The sequence below is a fragment of the Nocardia speluncae NBRC 108251 genome, from assembly GCF_001613245.1.
Taxonomy (GTDB): Bacteria; Actinomycetota; Actinomycetes; order Mycobacteriales; family Mycobacteriaceae; genus Nocardia; species Nocardia speluncae.
In genome coordinates, this window is record NZ_BDBZ01000007.1 from 152,999 (window position 1) to 171,223 (window position 18,225).

15 protein-coding genes are annotated in these 18,225 nt (G+C 67.4%); 5 read left to right on the plus strand and 10 right to left on the minus strand.

Annotated features, from left to right (window positions below):
- Window positions 1-97 precede the first annotated feature (97 nt).
- Entirely contained in the window at window positions 98-2,266 is a 2,169-nt protein-coding gene (locus NS6_RS10165) for an elongation factor G-like protein EF-G2 (RefSeq protein WP_068039934.1), read from the minus strand.
- Between the two features lie 408 nt (window positions 2,267-2,674).
- On the opposite strand from NS6_RS10165, the gene NS6_RS35175 reads away from it, so the two are divergent.
- The gene (locus NS6_RS35175) at window positions 2,675-3,034 is read left to right on the plus strand and encodes an MmpS family transport accessory protein (protein ID WP_168443415.1); all 360 of its coding nucleotides are present in this window, start codon (window positions 2,675-2,677) and stop codon (window positions 3,032-3,034) included.
- A gap of 95 nt (window positions 3,035-3,129) precedes the next feature.
- Window positions 3,130-3,774 (plus strand): DNA alkylation repair protein, encoded by a 645-nt coding sequence (locus NS6_RS10175; protein WP_068040565.1) that lies wholly within the window; start codon window positions 3,130-3,132, stop codon window positions 3,772-3,774.
- 34 nt (window positions 3,775-3,808) lie between these two features.
- Here the strand turns inward: NS6_RS10175 and NS6_RS10180 are convergent, their stop codons facing one another.
- Together NS6_RS10180 and NS6_RS10185 are read right to left on the minus strand one after the other, a co-directional pair.
- Window positions 3,809-4,978 (minus strand): nuclease-related domain-containing protein, encoded by a 1,170-nt coding sequence (locus tag NS6_RS10180; RefSeq protein ID WP_068039939.1) that lies wholly within the window; start codon window positions 4,976-4,978, stop codon window positions 3,809-3,811.
- A gap of 250 nt (window positions 4,979-5,228) precedes the next feature.
- Window positions 5,229-5,948, minus strand: a complete 720-nt coding sequence (locus tag NS6_RS10185; protein WP_068039942.1) for a TetR/AcrR family transcriptional regulator — start codon at window positions 5,946-5,948, stop codon at window positions 5,229-5,231.
- Between the two features lie 120 nt (window positions 5,949-6,068).
- Between NS6_RS10185 and NS6_RS10190 the strand changes: the two genes are divergently transcribed.
- Both NS6_RS10190 and NS6_RS35755 read left to right on the plus strand, forming a co-directional pair.
- The gene (locus NS6_RS10190) at window positions 6,069-6,761 is read left to right on the plus strand and encodes an O-methyltransferase (RefSeq protein WP_068040567.1); all 693 of its coding nucleotides are present in this window, start codon (window positions 6,069-6,071) and stop codon (window positions 6,759-6,761) included.
- Between the two features lie 598 nt (window positions 6,762-7,359).
- The gene (locus tag NS6_RS35755) at window positions 7,360-9,777 is read left to right on the plus strand and encodes an acyl-CoA dehydrogenase family protein (RefSeq protein WP_084470911.1); all 2,418 of its coding nucleotides are present in this window, start codon (window positions 7,360-7,362) and stop codon (window positions 9,775-9,777) included.
- 45 nt (window positions 9,778-9,822) lie between these two features.
- Here the strand turns inward: NS6_RS35755 and NS6_RS10200 are convergent, their stop codons facing one another.
- The 4 genes from NS6_RS10200 to NS6_RS10215 all read right to left on the minus strand — a co-directional run bounded on the left by NS6_RS10200 (window position 9,823) and on the right by NS6_RS10215 (window position 14,012).
- Window positions 9,823-10,260: a hypothetical protein gene (locus tag NS6_RS10200; protein ID WP_084470912.1), complete on the minus strand. Its 438-nt coding sequence runs from the start codon at window positions 10,258-10,260 to the stop codon at window positions 9,823-9,825.
- 114 nt (window positions 10,261-10,374) lie between these two features.
- The gene (gene zapE, locus NS6_RS10205; protein ID WP_068039944.1) at window positions 10,375-11,484 is read right to left on the minus strand and encodes a cell division protein ZapE; all 1,110 of its coding nucleotides are present in this window, start codon (window positions 11,482-11,484) and stop codon (window positions 10,375-10,377) included.
- A gap of 114 nt (window positions 11,485-11,598) precedes the next feature.
- Window positions 11,599-13,065 (minus strand): flavin-containing monooxygenase, encoded by a 1,467-nt coding sequence (locus NS6_RS10210; RefSeq protein ID WP_068039946.1) that lies wholly within the window; start codon window positions 13,063-13,065, stop codon window positions 11,599-11,601.
- Between the two features lie 200 nt (window positions 13,066-13,265).
- Complete coding sequence (locus NS6_RS10215) at window positions 13,266-14,012, minus strand: ankyrin repeat domain-containing protein (protein ID WP_068039948.1); 747 nt, start codon at window positions 14,010-14,012, stop codon at window positions 13,266-13,268.
- Window positions 14,013-14,184: 172 nt separating this feature from the next.
- Between NS6_RS10215 and NS6_RS10220 the strand changes: the two genes are divergently transcribed.
- Window positions 14,185-14,994 carry a nucleotidyltransferase domain-containing protein gene (locus tag NS6_RS10220; RefSeq protein WP_218024257.1) on the plus strand — a complete coding sequence of 270 codons (810 nt, stop codon included), beginning with the start codon at window positions 14,185-14,187 and terminating at the stop codon, window positions 14,992-14,994.
- A gap of 250 nt (window positions 14,995-15,244) precedes the next feature.
- Here NS6_RS10220 and NS6_RS10225 read toward each other — a convergent pair whose 3' ends face one another.
- The 3 genes from NS6_RS10225 to NS6_RS10235 form a co-directional block, all read right to left on the minus strand.
- Window positions 15,245-16,246, minus strand: a complete 1,002-nt coding sequence (locus NS6_RS10225) for a zinc-binding dehydrogenase (protein WP_068039952.1) — start codon at window positions 16,244-16,246, stop codon at window positions 15,245-15,247.
- Window positions 16,247-16,567: 321 nt separating this feature from the next.
- Window positions 16,568-17,155, minus strand: coding sequence for a cytochrome b (locus NS6_RS10230; RefSeq protein WP_068039954.1), 588 nt, complete (start codon window positions 17,153-17,155; stop codon window positions 16,568-16,570).
- Window positions 17,152-18,201 (minus strand): catalase family peroxidase, encoded by a 1,050-nt coding sequence (locus NS6_RS10235; protein ID WP_068040572.1) that lies wholly within the window; start codon window positions 18,199-18,201, stop codon window positions 17,152-17,154. The genes NS6_RS10230 and NS6_RS10235 overlap by 4 nt, the downstream gene beginning before the upstream one ends.
- Window positions 18,202-18,225: the final 24 nt, after the last annotated feature.

Here is an 18,225-nt window from a genome sequence, read left to right on the forward strand (position 1 = left end):
GAACCGAACCCACGCACCGCCGCTACGTGGCGCGATCGCGGCCTCCTGGCCCCACCACGCCATGGATACCGCCTCGCTCTCCGACACCGTTTTTCCGTCAGCCGGTCGCCACCGTAGCGCCGGCGCGGGCTTTCTCCGCGAGTTGTGTGGGTAAGCGGTCGTGCCGCAGGTACTTCCGGGTGAAGTGCGCGATGCCGTGGGTGAGTGAACGCAGGTCCACCGCGTAGCGGGCGAGTTCGGACTCCGGCACTTCCGCGCGGATCAGCGTCCGCCCCGACTCGGCCGGTTCGGTGCCGAGGATGCGGGCGCGGCGGACGGACAGATCGCTCAGCGCCGAACCGAGGTGTTCGTCGGGAACACGGACATCCACCTGGGCGATGGGCTCGAGCAGGTCGATCCGGCCCTGGACGGCCGCGTCGCGCAGCGCCAGCGCCCCGGCGGTCTGGAACGCCGCATCAGAGGAGTCGACCGAATGCGCCTTACCGTCGACCAGGGTGACGCGCACGTCGACCAGCGGATACCCGGCCGTCACACCTCGCGCGGCCTGGGCCCGCACCCCCTTCTCCACCGAACCGATGAACTGCCGCGGTACGGCTCCGCCGATCACTTTGTCCACGAACTCGATCCCCGCCCCTTCCGGCGCCGGCTCCACTTCGATCTCGCAGACCGCGTATTGCCCGTGCCCGCCGGACTGTTTGACATGGCGCCCGCGTCCGGTGGTCTTGCCCGCGAACGTCTCCCGCAGCGCGACCCGGTACTCCTCGATATCCACCGAGACCCCGAACCGGCTGCGTAACCGTTCCAGCGCAACGTCACGCTGCGCTTCCCCGAGCGACCACAACACCAGCTGCCCGGTGCGTTCGTTGTTCTCCACCCGCAGCGCCGGATCCTCCGCGACCAGCCGGGCCAGGCTCTGCGAAAGTTTGTCCTCGTCTGCTTTGCTGTGCGCGCGAACGGCGGTGGGCAGTAGCGGATCCGGCATCCGCCACGGTTCGATCAGCAGCGGTGCACCGGTGCCCGAGAGGGTATCGCCGGTTTCGGCGTGCCCGAGTTTGGTCACGTAGGCGATATCCCCGGCGATCGCCTCGTCGAGCGGGCGTTGTTCTCGCCCGAAGGGCGCGGTCACGCCCCCGATGCGATCCTCGGCGTCGTGGCCGGTGACCGGGCCGTGCCCGCAGATATGCACCGTATCGTCGGCGTGCAATGTTCCGGAGAACACCCGGACCAGGGATATCCGGCCCACGTACGGGTCGGACGAGGTGCGGATGACCTCGGCCGCCAGCTCCGCGGCGGGGTCGCAGCGCAACGCGACCGGTGTCGACCCGTTCGTCAGGTGAACGGCCGATACGGGATGTTCGCTCGGGGTGGGGAAGCCGGCGGTGACGAGGTCGAGCAGTTCGACAGTGCCCAGCCCCTGCCTGCCCTCGCCCGTGGCCGGAGCCGCGAACAAGACCGGATGGAAACTGCCGCGTGTCACCGCCCGTTCGAGATCGGCGACCAGGGCGCCGAGTTCCACGGCTTCCCCGGCGAGGTAGCGGTCCATGAGGGTTTCGTCCTCGCTTTCGGCGATGATGCCCTCGATGAGCCGCTCCCGGGCGCGCTCGACGCTCGCCGGATCGTCCGGCGAGTCCGGGACCCACCGTCGTTCGCCGGTCGAATAATCGGCCACCCGCTGTTCCAGCAGTTCCACCAGTCCGACGGCCGGCCGGTGCCCGTCCGCGGCGGCCGTTCCGTACACCGGGAGATGCAAGGGGAGGACGTTCTCGGCCGACCCCCCGCCGAGCAGCGCCTGGCAGGTTCGTGTCATCTCGTCGAAATCCGCGCGCGCGGTATCCAGGTGGGTCAGCACGATGGCCCGCGGCATCCCGACACGCGCACATTCCTCCCACAACGCCCGCGAAACCCCGCCGACCCCCTCGACCCCGTCTGCTGCCGAGACCACGAAAAGGGCGGCGTCGGCCGCGCGCAGACCCGCGCGGAGCTCGCCCACGAAATCCGCGTATCCCGGCGTATCGATGAGGTTCACCTTCACCCCGCCCCAGCGCACCGGTACCACCGACAGCTGCACCGACCGGTGCCGGTGCTGTTCGATCTCGTCGTAATCCGACAGCGAGGTGCCGTCTTCGACCCGTCCCACCCGGTTCACCGCCCCGGACGCCAGCGCCAATGCGTCCACCAGGGTCGTTTTTCCGGCGCCACTACCCCCGACCAGCACCACATTCCGGATATCCACCGGCCGTGGCGCGCCGTTCGCTCTGTCCACCATGACTCACCGTCCTCGGGAATCGGCACGCGGTCGTCTATGAGCTCCCCTCTATGAGCTTCCCACCCGGACGCACGCAGGTCCACGGCCTGCCGGAATAGATGGGTCGTGATCGCCCGGAGCGCGGGTGGGTGAGCCGGTGGCCGGCCCGGTCGGTGCACCGTCGCGGCTATGAACTGGATAAATAGCGGTGTAACATCACGGAATGAAAATGTGATCTACCTCCTGATGGCGCAGGGACGCGTTCCGAGCAGAGGAGGCACATTGTCCTATCCTTCCGGCGATCAGCCGCAGCATGCCGGCGGATCGCAGGGGTACCGGCCGGGGCAGGACCCACCCGCCGGCCGGCCTTCGCCGGAATACCGGCCACCTCGGGCGAAGGTGAGATGGCCATGGATCGTCGGGGGGTTTGTGTTGATACTCGTCCTCCTCGCTGCTGCCGGGTTCATGATCTCGGCGGAAGACAGCGACGACGACGCCGGAGATGAGATCACCGTGACCTACGAGGTGCGCGGTACCGGCTCCGAGGCCGCGGTCACTTACCTGGGCCGAGACCAGGGTATGGCGCAGGAAACGGGGGTTTCGCTGCCCTGGAGCAAAGACGTACTCATCAGTGGCTGGGACCGGATAGTGTCCATGACCGCCGCCAACGGTCCCGCCGGCGGCGACATCACCTGCCGCATCCTGGTCGACGGCCGGGTGATGACCGAACAGACCTCCAGCGGTCCCTACGCCTCGGCGAGTTGTTCAGGTGATGCCGGGGAGCAATAGGGTGCCCACGGCCGTCGTACGCTGAGTCCCGGACGTGCAGGAAGGATATCGAGGTGGCCCAGGCGACGACGAACCCGGCAACCGTGGCCGATGTGATGGCCCGATTGGCCGTGCTCGAGGATCCGAGGATCCGCGCGGTGAACGAGAAACACGGCGATGACCACGGGGTCAAGCTCACCGAGCTGCGCGCGCTCGCGAAACAGCTGAAAACCCGGCACGAACTCGCCCGGGAACTCTGGGCCACCGCCGACGGCTCAGCGCGACTGCTCTCGCTCCTGATCTGCCGCCCGAAGGCGTTCGGCCGCGCCGAATCGGACACCATGTTGCGTCAGGCCCGCACCCCCAAAGTCCAGGACTGGCTGGTCAACTACGTGGTGAAGAAGAACCCGCACGCCGAGGAACTACGGGTGGCCTGGTTCGCCGACCCGGACCCGGTGGTGGCGAGCGCCGGCTGGGCACTGACCACCGAGCGGGTGGCGAAGAAACCCGAGGGCCTCGACCTACGCGGGCTGCTGGACACCATCGAGGCGGAGATGAAAACAGCGCCGGACCGGCTGCAATGGGCGATGAACCACTGTCTGGCCCAGATCGGGATCGACCACGCCGAGCACCGCGCCCGCGCCATCGAGATCGGTGAGCGTCTGGAGGTCCTGAAGGACTACCCGACACCGCCGAACTGCACCTCGCCGTTCGCGCCGATCTGGATTACCGAAATGGTGCGCCGGCAAGAAGGCAAGTGAGCGATCTGTGGCTACTCGTCGAGTCGTACGACGGTCAGCAGTCCGGCTGGAATGGGAAACAGGCGGTCGGGGGTGAGGGTGGTGTCGTTTTCGGCGCGGGCGGCGCCGGTGGCGGCGCACCGGTCTGCTCGGTGACCGCGCTGTTCTGGTGTTGACCGGTGGTGTCGCGTGGTTCGGTTCGGCCGTTACCGAGCTGGGCCACCAGCCAGATCCCGGCGGCCAGGACACCGATTGCCGCGAATGCCGCGGCGGTCTGTACAGGGCGGCGACGCCGGTCGTCGACGGCTGTGGGAGCCGGGGGTAGTGGTGCAGCCGGAATCGGCAGTGGTGCAGCCGGAATCGGCGGAGCCGGGGTGGGTTCGGCCGGTTCCGGAACCGGGGTCTCACGCGGGAGTGGTAGCGGGGGTTCCGCAGGGGCCGGACGCGGACTATCCGGCCGGGGTGCCGGCGGCGGCAGCGCGGGCCGGGAAGCCGGTGGCCGGGTGGGAATTGCGGGTAGTGGCGCCACCTCGATCGGCGGCGTGGTGGCCGGTGCTGCCGGTTCCGCAGGGGGCGCGGCCGGGCTGGGCGTTGCGGCCGGGGGCGATGGCGCTTCCATCGGAAACCCTTCCGCGGCCAGGCCGGCGACGCTGGTGCTGTCACCGTGTTCCAGCGCTTCGATCAAGGCGTATGCCTGTTCCGCAGTCCACACGACAGCGGCGCGGTGGTGGGCGCGATGGAACCAGGCGCGCAGCGGGTTCTGCGTATTGCACAGTAGGACATCGCAACCCTGCGGCGCCGACTTCTTGTCGAGTCGCAGATTCGACCCGCGCGGCGGGACCACGACCACCAGACCGGTGACGAACGCGGGCCCACCGGCGCGTGCGGCCGCGTTCTTCACCTTGAAAACGCCGTCCCTGACCTGGTCGTAGGGTGTGGTGTCGTTCTGCCGTACACCGACCGGGTCGCCCTCGAACCCCGATACCTTCCACCGGCTGTTGCTGGTGCAGTGCAGGACACCGCTGGTGACCCCTGGATTCAATCCCTTGATCTCGCATACGACGGTGGTGTACGGGGTGATGATCACCAGATCGACTTCCTGCCCGGAAACGAAACAGTTCGCAATCGCCACACCGGGAACCCGGTAATCGTCCTGCCATTTCCGCAGCCAGGAGACCACCCGCTTCTCCGCCCCGGATCTGAGCTTGTCGGCGATGACGAGCATCGAGCCCACCCCTCCCTTCGCTGGTGATGTCGCCACCATAGCCGTCGTGGCCGTCTCACTTCGAGAACGATTGGGAGAGAAGCTATTCCTGGACGACCCCGTGGCGCGTTCGAGCCAGTGTCCAGTAACGCCATCGGGGGAGGTGGTTGAGCCCATGAATGCCGATATGCGGCGGGCGGTTTCGTCAGGCGACGGCATGCCACATGCAGCGGGCTCCGGGCCGTGCGGGTTCAGTTGCCGCCGACCGGAATCAGCCGGTCTCCCGTTCAGCCGAAGCGATCAGGCGTTCGATCGTATGGGTCACCTCGGTAATCATGTGTTCGAAGAGGCTGTCGGCGTCGAAACCGATAGTGGCCGCCGCGCGATGGAGGGGGAGTTCGAGGTCGCTGTGGTGGTCGAGCCAGGCCGTTGGGGCGGAGTATTGCGTGTCCACCGGGGCGCCGGTGTCGGCCCGGTGATCGACGAGCAATACGAAACCGTAGATCCGGATCATCACATCCGCGTGTACGAGCAGGGCATCGTCGAGTTCGACCCCGATATCGGTCAGGAACTGCAGGAATGCCTCGGGGGCGGTGAGCCGCTGGGCGGGTACGCGCGTATCTCCGACCTGTTCGTCCAGCGAAACCAGCAGCGCGCGGGGATGGCGGCGCGCGATGCTGCGATGCAGCCGGCAGAACTCCCGCAGGCTCACCCGCCAGGTTGCGGGGTCGAGCTCGGGGTCGGGCCATTGCGACAGCCACAGCTGGACGGCCCGGTCCACGACTTCTGCCCGGTCCTGGACGTGCCGGTACAGCGCCCGCACGGTGACACCGAGGTGACCGGCGAGATCCTGCATCGTCACCGCTCGGAATCCGCGCCGGCCCGCCAGCTCGAGCATGGTGGCGGCAATGGAATCGGCGGTGAGCGTGGCACGTCCGGCGCGGGTACGCGGGCTGCGGCGCCGACGGCCCGGCGGGAGCGGTTCGGACACCGGCTGGACACTACCTGTGACTGTTGACGTTCACAACCTATTGACATCAAGGTGGGTCGCTCGGACACTGAGGTGCCGCCGCCTGTGGTGGTGCCGAACCGCGCGACCGAAAGGCCCACGATGAACTCCAGCCCCCTGCAGAACCCTGATCTCGACCGGTTCGTCGCCGAGCTGCACCAGCGAAGCTCGGATCAGGTCACTGGGATCACCACGTATTTCGCCGATCGCGCCGATCGCGGCAACGCCGCCGACCTCAGCGACCTCGATACCGCAGCCAACGAGTTCCTCGCCGATAAGCTCATAGCCCTCGAACACGACAAAGCGCTGCTGTGTCACCGGCTGTGCCTGGCGCTGCGGGCACGCCGGGTCGTGGAGGTCGGGACGTCCTACGGGGTTTCCACGCTCTACCTTGCCCAGGCTGTAAGGCTGGTCACCGAATCCGACGGTGGCACCGGCGTGGTGATCGGCACCGAGCAAGAACCCGGCAAAATCGCGGCCGCCGAGAAAAACTTCCGCAGAGCCGGAGTGGAAGCCTATGTCGACCTGCGTGCAGGAGATCTCCGAGAAACCCTCGTAAACCTGCAAGCGCCCATCGATCTGGCATTGATCGATATCTGGCCGGTCATGGCGCGACCGGCGCTGGAGCTGATCACACCGAAGCTCCGGCCCGGTGGGTTGATCCTGATCGACAACACCGAGAACCATTCCGAAAGCTACCGCGAAGCCTTCGAATTCATCGAGGACCCCCGGCACGGCCTGCTGACCCAGACTCTGCCGTTCCGTGGGGGTCTGGAATTGGTGATCAAACGCTGACTCTGCTGGTTCGCGGGGCGGCCCGGTCGCGTGAGCCCACCGGATCGGCGGTACAACGCGCCGCATTGATCGCCGGGCCGCCACGCCGGCCGATTTGCTGCGTGAGGCCGCCCCCGCGACACCGGTTCCCACCAGTCCAGGAGGAGATCGCCTACCGCGCCGGGGGGTCGATCGCTGCCGCCGGCCGGCCACGAACAGAATCGGCGCGCCTTGTCATCGGACGCTTCCGTCGAATAGCCGGCGGCCGAGCGATACCGGTTGTTACTGGTGGCAGCCGGTGTGAGGTCGGTCGGCATGGCAGAGCCGCAATGTGCAGCGCTAGCGAAGACGCCGCTGACGGCACGTCTCCGGATTGCTCGGCTGGAGGGGGCTCGGGAGCGGCGGCCGGCCCGGCGGCGCCGGTGCTGCGGCACTGCGCTCACCAGGGCGGTTGATAGTGGGTATTGCGGAGCGGCGGGCGGTGCGGTATTCGAATTAGAAGTGCAATCTACAATAAAGAGAGTGATATTTCCGAACCAGGAAGCAATGTTACCCATGGCGTTGATCCGTCGGCGTGTGCTCCGGCTTCCCGAGACCCCTAGCGAAGTGAGCCGACCACATGCTTTTCGATACCACCGATGACCAGGAGTTCTTCCGCTCCACCACGGCGAAGTTCCTGACGGCTCGCGCACGGCGGGACGAGATTCGCGAGTTGCGTCACGACGAGCACGGATTCGCGGTCGGCTACTGGCGCAGTGGGACCGATCTGGGCTGGACGTCCCTGCTGGTGAGCGAGGAGGCCGGTGGTGGATCGATCAGTGGGCGCCCCGTCGAGGATCTGACGCTGATCGCCTATGAATTCGGGCGGCATGCGGCGCCCGGGCCGCTGGTGCCGGCGAATATCGTGGCAGCCGCGTTGTCCGATAGTGAAACGCACGCGGAGGTTCTCGGCGAACTCCTGTCGGGGCAATCCCTTGCGACCTGGTGTCATGCCGAGCCGGCGCCGCGGTGCGGGGTCGAGCTCGATATCCGTGTGGACGGTGCCGAACTGGTGCTCAACGGTCGCAAGCAGCCCGTCGAGTCCGCTGGGATAGCTCGATATCTGCTGGTCACCGGTTTGTGCGAGGGGAGGGCCACGCAGGTCCTGATCCCAGCGGAGAGTGGCGGAGTCACCGTCACCCCGCTGCGCTCGCCCGACCTCACCCGCCGGTTCTCGGCCGTTGCCTTCGACAATGTCCGGGTTCCGCGGAGCGCGCTGGTGGGGCAGCCCGGGATGGCGGCACAGCAGGTGGCGTGGCAGTCGGAGGTCGCGATTGCCGCGCAGTGCGCGGAAACCGTCGGCGCGATGCAGACCGGTTTCGAGATGGCGCTGGACTGGATGGGGGACAGGTATTCGTTCGGGCGCCCGCTGGCGTCGTATCAGGCGCTCAAACACCGGATAGCCGATCTGAAATCGTGGCTCGAGGCGGCGCACGCGATCGCCGACAGTGCCGCCGCTGCGGTCGGCGAACGCCGGGCGGATTCGGGTGAGCTGGTGGCTGTCGCGCAGGCGTTCATCGGCCATTACGGGCCGGAGCTGTTGCAGGACTGCGTGCAGCTGCACGGCGGAATCGGGTTGACCTTCGAGCACGACCTGCATTTGTTCCTGCGCCGCGCCACCGTGAACCGCACGCTGTACGGCACGCCGGCCGAACACCGCCGCAGTCTTGCCGACCGGCTGATCGAACAGGATGGACTACGGGCGCCGCGCCGACAGGCAGCGGCGGAGAACGCCTACACGGGGCCGTCGTTCGAGCCGGATGAGCAGAGCGTGAGCGAGGACGTCGAGACCTTCCGGCTGCGCGCCCGGGAATGGATACGAGCCAACCTGGGCCCGTTCCGGCCCGAAGCCGTCGCCGGGCTGCGGAAAGTGACGCGGGAGCAGGAGTTGGCGGCCGTGGGCAATGACCGGCGTTTGCAGCGCACACTCTACGACGCCGGGTTCGCCGGTATAGCCATCCCGGCCGAATACGGCGGCCGTGGGCTCACCGCCGCGCATCAGCGGGCATTCACCGAGGAAATGGCCGGGTTCGAATATCCGTCGCGGTGTCAGGTGCCCACGCTGTCGCCGTGTGCGGCGGTGCTGCTGGACTTCGGGACCGACGAGCAGAAGCGCAGGCATATTCCGGCGATGCTGCGGGGTGAGGAGATCTGGATGCAGTTCCTCTCCGAACCGTCCGGCGGCTCCGATGTGGCGGGCGCAGTGACGACCGCGGTGCGTGACGGTGACGACTGGGTGATCAACGGCGCCAAGATCTGGACCACCGGGGCCTGGTATTCGGATTGGGCGCTGTGCCTGGCCCGCACCGACTGGGATGCGCCGAAACACCGCGGGCTCACGGTGTTCATCCTGCCCATTCACCAGCCGGGAATCGAGGTCCACCAGATCGAGATGCTCAACGGTGCCCGGGAGTTCTGCCAGGAATTCCTCACCGATGTGCGGGTACCGGATTCCGACCGGATCGGGGAGGTGAACGGCGGCTGGACGGTCGGGACCGGCTGGATGTCGCACGAACGATTGCTCGCGGAATCGCCCTACGTCACGGTGCCCGCGAAACCCGCTATCTCCGACCGGTCGCCGGTGGAGATTGCCTGCCGGGCCGGGACCGTCGGCGAACCGGGCGTGCGCGACCTCATCGGCGAAGATCGGATGCTCGATATCGTCGGTACCGCGCTGCAGCGGCGGCTCGCCACCGGGATGGCCTCCGGTCGTATCCCCGACCAGTCGGCGGCCATCGGGCGCCTGTTCCGTGGGATCGCCGAATCACGGAGGGCGACCATAGAATTCGAGGTGGCGGGTGACGCGGTGTGGGACGAGGAGTTCGGCGACGCCGGCGATGTGTTCCTGATGCGGCAGGTGAGTTGTATCGGCGGCGGCACCACCGAAATGGCGCGCAATGTGATCAGCGAACGAGTGCTGGGCATGCCCAGGGAAGCGCGATCCGACCATAATGTGCCGTTCCGGGAGGTGCTGCGGGGCGGTCGCCGTAGCTCGTGATGGGCCGGGTGCCGGGCGGCAGGTGCCCGCCCGGCCCACGACCGGTCAGACCGTGACGCTGACCTCGCCCGGATTCGTACTCATCGTGATGACCACCGGGCCCGGGCCGGTATCGGCCAGCGCCCGCTGGAAACCGTGGTCGGTCGGGAACCAGCCGCCGGGGGCGGGGACCGACGAGACGGCGACTTCCTCGGACCCGGTGGCACCGGTTGCGGTATTGCGCCAGGACACCGTCGCCGACAGGGTGCACGACGGGTCCGGGCGGTCCGCTCGGAACAGCACCGACACCCCGACGCCTGCGATATCGGTGGGCAGCGGAGTGACGGCTACCTGGCTGCGAACCGTGCCGGCGCATCCGGGTGCGACGTCGACGCGGGCGTCCTGGAAATCGGCGGCCGTCTGGGCACCCGCGGGTGCCGCGACCGGGAGCAGGGCGGTTGCGGCAATAGCGCCTACAGCAAACGGTCGCAAGAACTTTCGCAAGAGAACATTCCTCTCAAAAAACGGGGTTCCGGGCCGGTTACCCCGGGAGTCGCCACGGGTAAACCCTTTGCTGGGTAGGTCCGGGAACGGACGCGCCCGCCGCGGATGCCGACCTTACAGCCGTCCGGGGGTGCGGGGGGTGGATCCGCGTGATCCCGGTGAGCGACCTGCGGCCGCGGCGGTATCCGCGGCGCCCGGCAGCAGGGCCAGGCGGCTGGCCGTGCGGTGGATATCCGGCGGTAGGTGGTCGCCGGACAGGCATTCGCGCAGCGGGGCAGCGGCGATCAGGTTCAGCGGTATCTGCCGGTCGCACAGGACGTCGATCAGGTTGGCGAAACGTTGCACGGCGTCACGGTCGGCTGTCGCCAGGACGGGCAGACCCGACAGTGTCCAGTGGCGGTACCGGTCGGCCAGGTGCAGGTAGTCGATGGTGGAGTAGGGCCGGTCGCACAGGTCCGTGAAGTCGAACCAGATCTCCGTACCGTGTACCGCCATCGCGTTCACGCTGCGTGTCCCGAATGCGACGCTCCGGCGTTCGGACGGCACCGGGATACGTAGTCCGGCAGCCGCGAGCTGGGCGTTGTCGCCGGGCCACAGGTAGCGGCCGCGACCGAATCCGGTGGCGGGCGCCGGCGCGCTCTGCCGGTAATCGTGCGGGCCCGCCACTTCGATGATGTCCAGGGCGGTTTCGAGCGCGGCCGTGACCGGTTCGATCAAATGATGGAACAGCGGGTTCGGTAGCAGGCCCGATGGCGGATAGTTCGAGGTCGCGACCAATGTGATGCGCCGTGCGAACAGGGCGTTCACGACCTTGGCGAGAATGGTGGCGTCACCGGGATCGTGCACATGGAATTCGTCGAAACAGACCAGCCGGGCCTCGCCGAGCAGGTCTCGGACTGCACGTTCTCCGGCTCGGGGCCCGTGGCGGTGGGCGGCGTAGCGGAAATGGAACTCGCGGAAGAATTCGTGAAAGTGGATGCGCCGTTTGTGCTGCACGGGCACGGTGTCGTAGAAAGTATCGACCAGCCAGCTCTTTCCGCGGCCCACCGGCCCCCAGAGGTAGACGCCACGCGGCGGCGATCCGAAAAGGCGTCGGCGCCCGGCCAATTCGCCGCCGAGGCGGCCGAGCAGGGCGGCGGCGGTGCGCTGGGACTCGTCGAGGACGAATCCCGCATTGCGTGCGGCATTGTCGAATACCGATCCGAATTCACTGTGTGTTCCCACCACCGGTACCTCCTCGTGACCCTCGGGCCAGCCTGGCAGGCCGGCCCCGCCGTGCCCAGAGACGAGACACACATGTGAAAAGGATCGCCTGGTGAGGCGCTGCGACCCAATGGGTTACGCGGCGGAGGTGAGGCGATAGTCTCGGGGCTCGAGTCTGCGTACCCGGCGCCGGTAGCCCGTGACCGTACCCGGCCAGTTGTTGGTGATTTTCCCGGCCGCATTGCGATACCAACTGGAGCAGAAGTTCCACGGTGTGCGTTCGAGGCGTTTCTGCAACGCATCGTTGAACGCGCGCTCGGTCTCGGCGCGGACCTCGAGCATATGGCCCGGTTTATCGGCGAGTAATTGCACAGCCTGACGGATATAGCGGGACTGCGTTTCGATCATGGAGATGATCGACCCCACCCCGAGGTTAGTATTGGGCCCGTACACCATGAAGAAATTCGGGAAATCGGGCACCGTTACCCCGTAATACGCGTGCGCCCCGTCCGACCACACCTCGGCCAGTTCCCGGCCGGCACGGCCGCTGATCCGCATCGGCCACAGGAATTCGGTCCCCTTGAAACCGGTGCCGTAGATGATCACATCGGCCGCGTGCAGCGTGCCGTCGGCGGTACGCACACCCTCCGGGGTGATTTCGGTGATTGCGGCGGTGTTCACCTCGACGTTCGGCTGGGTGAGCGCCGGGTAGTAATCGCTGGAGAACAGAGTGCGTTTACAGGCGATCGGATAGTCGGGGGTGAGTTTTGCCCGCAATCCCGGATCGTCGACATTCTTGCGTAGATTCCGCTGTGCCATCCGCGCCACGAGACGGCTGATGATCGGTAGCTCGACCAACCCCAACGAGGAGATCTCGGCCGTCAGCCACCAGCCGAGACGTTCCAGCAGCAGAACGCCGGGAATGCGGGCGAACAGTGTGTGCTGCACCGGCGAATAGTCGGTATCGAATTTCGGCAGCACCCAGGCGGCGGTGCGCTGGAAAAGGGTGAGCTGTTCGGCCTGCGGCTGGATCTGCGGTACATACTGGATCGCGCTCGCGCCGGTGCCGATGCACGCGATGCGTTTACCGGCGAGATCGACCCTGTGATCCCACAGCGCCGAATGGAAAGCCTGCCCGGTGAAACTGTCCACGCCGGGAATATCCGGCAGCTGCGGGCGGGAAAGCTGCCCGACAGCGGAGATCAGCACATCGGCGGTCCGGGTGGCGCCGTCGGCCGTGTGGACGGTCCAGCGGCCGGTCTTTTCGTCGAACGTGGCCTCGGTGACCTCGACGCCGAACTCGATGCGATCGAGCAGGTCGTGCCGGCGCGCGACCCCGCGCAGGTAGTCGTGGATGGCGGCCTGCCCGGAGTAGCGCTGCGGCCAATCCGGCTTCGGCTCGAACGAGTAGGAGTACAGCGGTGACGGCACATCGCAGGCCGCTCCGGGATAGGTGTTGTCCCGCCAGACTCCACCCAGGTCCTGGGCTTTCTCCACGATGGCGATATCGTCGAACCCGTGGCGCCGCAATTCGACGGCCACCCCGATACCGCCGAATCCGGCCCCGATCACCAGCGCCGATACCTGGTGTGACCCGCTCATACCTGCTCCTGTCCCGCCGGCACGAGGTGGCTCGTGCGTCGTGACGCTCCACCGCCGCCTCCGGGCCCACTCGCTCACGCCCGTGCCCGTGCACTGTGGTCCCTCTCACTGTAGGGCCGCGGCAGGCCTGCGGATCGATACTTCGGGCCAAGTGGTCGGGGACGCCTGGCAGCGTCGGGAGGGAGGAGTCACGCCGACGCTCAGGCAAGGCCCGGCGCGGAACCGTTCGTGTCTGCGAGCAGTGCGGCGATCGCGTCGTGCCCGTTCTGCATCGACGCCTCCCAGCCACCCCCGTCGGCGTTCTCGTAGCGCAGAGTGATCCGTTGGGTGCCGTCTCCGGCGGGTCTGCGCTCTACCGTGTATTCGCGCTCGTCTCCGCTTGCCTGCTCGGCGAGTACGGCGACCGGATCGGCGCCCGCCAGGCCGGCAGCGATCGTCGCAGCGGTGTCCCCATCGCGGTCGGCGAGGCCGGGTTCGGCGCCGTGGGCCAGCAGCGACCGCACTATTCCGTAGCATCCGCGGCGGGCCGCGCGGGTCAGCGGTGTGCCCTCGATATTCGGGTCGGCCCCCGCCGCGAGCAACAAGTCCACCGTTTCGAGGTGCCCGTTGCCCGCCGCCCACAACAACGGCGGTGTCCCCGGGCCGTGCTGCTGCGGATGAGGTGGTTCGGGCAGGTCGGGGTCGGCTCCGGCGGCCAGTAGCGCGGAAACGACGCCGATATGGTTCCAGCAGGCAGCGGCGCACAGGGGCAGGCCTTCTTCAGGGGGCTCGCTGGGCCGGTTCGGGTCGGCCCCGTACGCCAGCAGCAGGCGGACCAGATCGGCACAACCGCTGACCGCGGCCTGGTAGAGCGGTGTGGTTCCGTCCTCGTTCGTCTCCTCCGGCGACGCGCCGTCCTTCAGCAGCGATTCGACGGCAGCGGGATCCCGCTGCCGTACAGCATCCATCAGGTTCCTCACCTGTCCATTGAAGTCACGGTGTCAACGGGATATGGCTCGAGTGCGTGGTGGCCTGTGCCGGTGAGTTCGCTCGGGCGCGCTGTCCGGCTCCACCAGCGGGCCGGGGCTAGCCTGAGGGGATGACGATCGGGTTCGGTGGTGCCGGTTCGGCGGGTGGCCGGTGCCCGCCGGGCGAGCGGTGATGGATTCCGATATCGAGCGCGTGCCCGCCGAGGTGGGGCGCTACCTGTCCGAACTGGTTCAGCGTGCGCGAACCATCTACCGGGACCGGCTGGTGAGTGTCGGGGCGGTGGGATCGCTGGCCTTGGGTGACTACCGGCACGGACGCAGCGATATCGATATCACCGTTGTTGTCGATCCGGCGCCCACGCGGCTGGCGCACGAGCTGGCCGATGCGCTGGCACACCCCGGATTGCGCTGCCCTGCTGCCGGACTGGAACTGGTCGTGTACGACGCCGGGTTCGCCGCCTCGGGTGCGCCGGGGGCGGGGTATCTGCTCAATATGAATACCGGCCCCGTGCTGCCTGCCGTCGTGGACTTCGAATCCGTTGGGGCGCCGGGCTTCTGGTACGTGATCGATCGGGCGATCGGGCACCAGAGTGGGTGGACACTGTCCGGTCACCCGATACGGGAGGCGCTCGGTCCGCCCGCGCGTAAGGACCTGCTCGCCGCCGTTTCGGCGTCGGTGCGCGAGCATGCCTCGGGCGCCGGGCATCTCGCGGACAACAGGATCCTGAACGGTTGCCGTTCGGTGTACTACTGCCGGACGGGTGCCTGGGTTTCCAAACGGGCGGCCGGGCGGTCGGTCGCCGCTGCTGAGAAGAGGTTTCGTCCGCTTATCGGGGCAGCGATACGGAGTTTCGAACGGCCTCGTGAATCGGCGCGCGAACTTTCCGCCGGCGAGGTGGACGAATTCATGGCGTGGGCACGCCGGACCGTCGACCGGATATCCGGCAGCCCGGTTTCCTGACTCCCGTGCGTGCGGCCGGATCCCGTGACGGCTGCCGGATATCCGGCACTGATTCCCGGCCGGTGTCCTCGGCGAACGGCGCGCCGGGGCCGAGATCCGGTTCCGATTCCGGCCCGAGGCCCTCGAACAGGCCTCGGCGGAACCGACCGAGATGGAGGTCGAACTCGAGGACCCGGAACTGCCGGGCCGCACCCTCAGCTGGGAGCCGCTACACCGAGGCCGTCGAAGCGACCTCGGTGTCGGCGGCCGGTCAGCCGATACGCAGCAGGGTGCGGCCGAGGGCGGTGCGCGCTTCGATGGCGGCGTGCGCCCCGGCGGCCTCGGCCAGCGGGTAGGTCTGACCGATCACCACCTCGATCGCGCCGGTCGCGACCGCGTCGAGGATGCGCGCGGCGGATGCGGCACGGTGATCGTCACCGGTGTTGGTCAGATCGTGCAAACCCACCACCTCGACACCGCGTTGCCGCGCGTGCTCCGCGGCCGACCCGGCGAATTCGCCGGCAGCCGCCCCGTATCCGATGAACCGCCCGCCGTCGGCGGCGACCGCGAGTGCGGCGTCGCCCAGGTTTCCGCCCGCACCATCGAGTACCACACGGGGGGCCTGGCCGTCCGTGGCGGCAAGAACGCGGTCGGTCCAGTTCGGTTCCGAGTAATCGATGCCGGTATGCGCGCCGAGACGTTCGGTGAGCGCGAGTTTCGTCGCGCCGCGGGCCGCCGCGATCACCTGCGCGCCGGCCTGCCGGGCCAGCTGGATCAGCAGGGTGCCCAGCCCGCCCGCCGCCGCGGTGATCAGCACGGAATCACCCGGCCGCACCGTGGCACGATCGAAGACAGCGAGCGCGGTGTGGCCGTCGTGGACCAGTGCGGTGGCCTGGTCGAGGCTCACCCCGTCCGGAATCTCGGTGAGTGTTTCGGCCACCGCGAGCGCCTGTTCGGCGTATCCGCCGATAGGCAGGCCGCCCCCGATCCCGCTGGCTGCCGTACGGGTCGCGACCCGGCGGCCGAGCCAGCCGGTATCGACACCGGGACCGACCGCGCGCACGGTCCCGCCGATCGCGCCGCCCGGAATGTAGGGCGGCTGGACCGGGAAGAAATCGGTGCCCCAGCCCGACCGCAGCCGGGTATCGAGGAACATCACATCGGCCGCGGCGACCTGCACCAGGACCTGGCCGGGCCCCGGTTCCGGTACGGGGGCTTCCCGTAGTTCGAGCACGTCCGGGGCGCCGAATTCGTTGACCAGCACTGCTTGCACGGTGAGCCTCCTCGTTTCGCTGTTCCCGGACCAGCCTGGAACATGAACCATTATTGAGGTCAAGTCCGGGCGTGTTCCCGGCCGCCATCGAAACCGGCCTTTCCGGTTTGTACCGTTGAACATCTGTTCGGGCGGGCCGATCACCATCGGACAGGTCGCCCGGACCCCCGCCGCCGCGTACGGCGGTCCCGAGCCCGTGCTCACCCGTGATGTCCGGCATATCGTCGCCGACCCCACCCGGACCCGGCAGATGCCGGGGTTCACCGCCCAGGTCACCCCTCGACACCGGCCTGACCGAATTCGCGACCGCCCCGCTTCGCCCTACCCCCGCTCTCGGCGTATCGACGTGAACGTCATCCGGCTCAGCAACTGGTCACGCAGGAGCAATGTATGAGCCAGTACTGCGCACATATGCGCGGTGAACACCGCCAGAAGACCGAAGGCGAGGAGTGTATGCAGATCCCTCAGGAGGTGGTACAGATGAGCGCTGTGCGGGGTGATGGCAGGGAGGTGCACGCCACCGAGTAACCGAATCGGTGCCCCGGAGGCCGACACCAGAGCCCATCCGACGACGGGCTGCGCGACGAAAAGCACGTACATCAGCACCTCGGAGACGGCTGCGACCATTCGTTCCGGGCGACTGATCGACGGGAGCATCGGCGGTGCCGGCCGCCGCAACCGGTTACCGATTCGAACGACAGCCAGTATCAGCACGGCTATACCGGTTGTCTCGTGCAGAATCAGCACACGGTGGTAGTTGCCGAGCGAGCCCACCAGCATCGCACCCAGAAACAGCATCGTGACGATCAGAACCGCCATCGCCCAATGCAAAATTCGGGTGACAACATCGAATCGCAAAGGCCGATCCGGCGCTACGGACTCCGCCGGATCATTCCCGGGCGCATTCATGCGCGGCCCCCCGCCTCCACCGCGCCCCGCCCGCCGGCTTCGCCGGTTCGCCGGCGAAACGACTCCGCATACGCTGCGGAACGTGCTGACAGCAGCGGGTCGTCCGATGGCGCGATTCCGTCGGGTAACACCAGTGGATCGAAGTTGAGGTCGCGGACATTGTCTGCCGTCTCGGTGGTGATATCGGTGAGCACTACGGTGCCCACCGTCACGGTCTTCCGGCCGTCAGGCCATGGAATAGTGGCATCATCGGTGCGGTCCACGCCCGGTACTCCCACGACGATCACCATCGCCCAACGCCTCGGCCGCTGCGCGATATCGGCGATCAATCGATCGAAAAGGTAGTGGGGTCCGCGGTCGACGGCCGGTGCCTTGGTCGTCGTTTCAGGAACCAGTTTCCATCTGACCGGAACCTTCACTCCGTGCGCATTCGTCATTTCGAAGGCATTGAGCCCGTTGAAGGTCGTGGTCGTGAATGTCGGAGCAACAGGCGCGGCTTTCGCAATTGCCATAGCCGCCACGGTTCCAGGGTGGGTCGCTAGATAGTCCGACATTATTCGGGGGTCCGGCTTGCCGGTCGCTGCGTCGGGTGCGAAAGCCAGCATCCTGTCGTAGAAATCCTGAGGTGTCGGATCGAGAAATACGGGCAGGTTGATCATCGCCAAGCGCCATTGATTGTCGCCGGGAAGCTGAATACACAGGCCCAGCCCGCGGACAGAATCCGCGGCGTCGGCGGCATATGGATTTCCGCCGGACAACGAAAATCTGCCACTCAGCCGGTATTTCCCGCCCCGGAACACCGACGCCGTACTCAACTCCGCACCCGTGCCGTTGCTTTCGAAATACCCGCGGACCGCCACACCCTTTGCGTGGTTTCGCCGGAATCCCCGAAAGGTGCCGTTGACCTCCTCGAACCGATCCGCAATTGCGCGGGCAGTGAGCCTGTACGGACCGATAATGTTCTCGGTGAAGAGAAAACCGCCCACACTCAGCGCCCCTGCGCCGCCGACTACCAACGCGCGGAGCAATGTACGCCTATCCATCATCACCTTCTCGATTACGGGCACGTT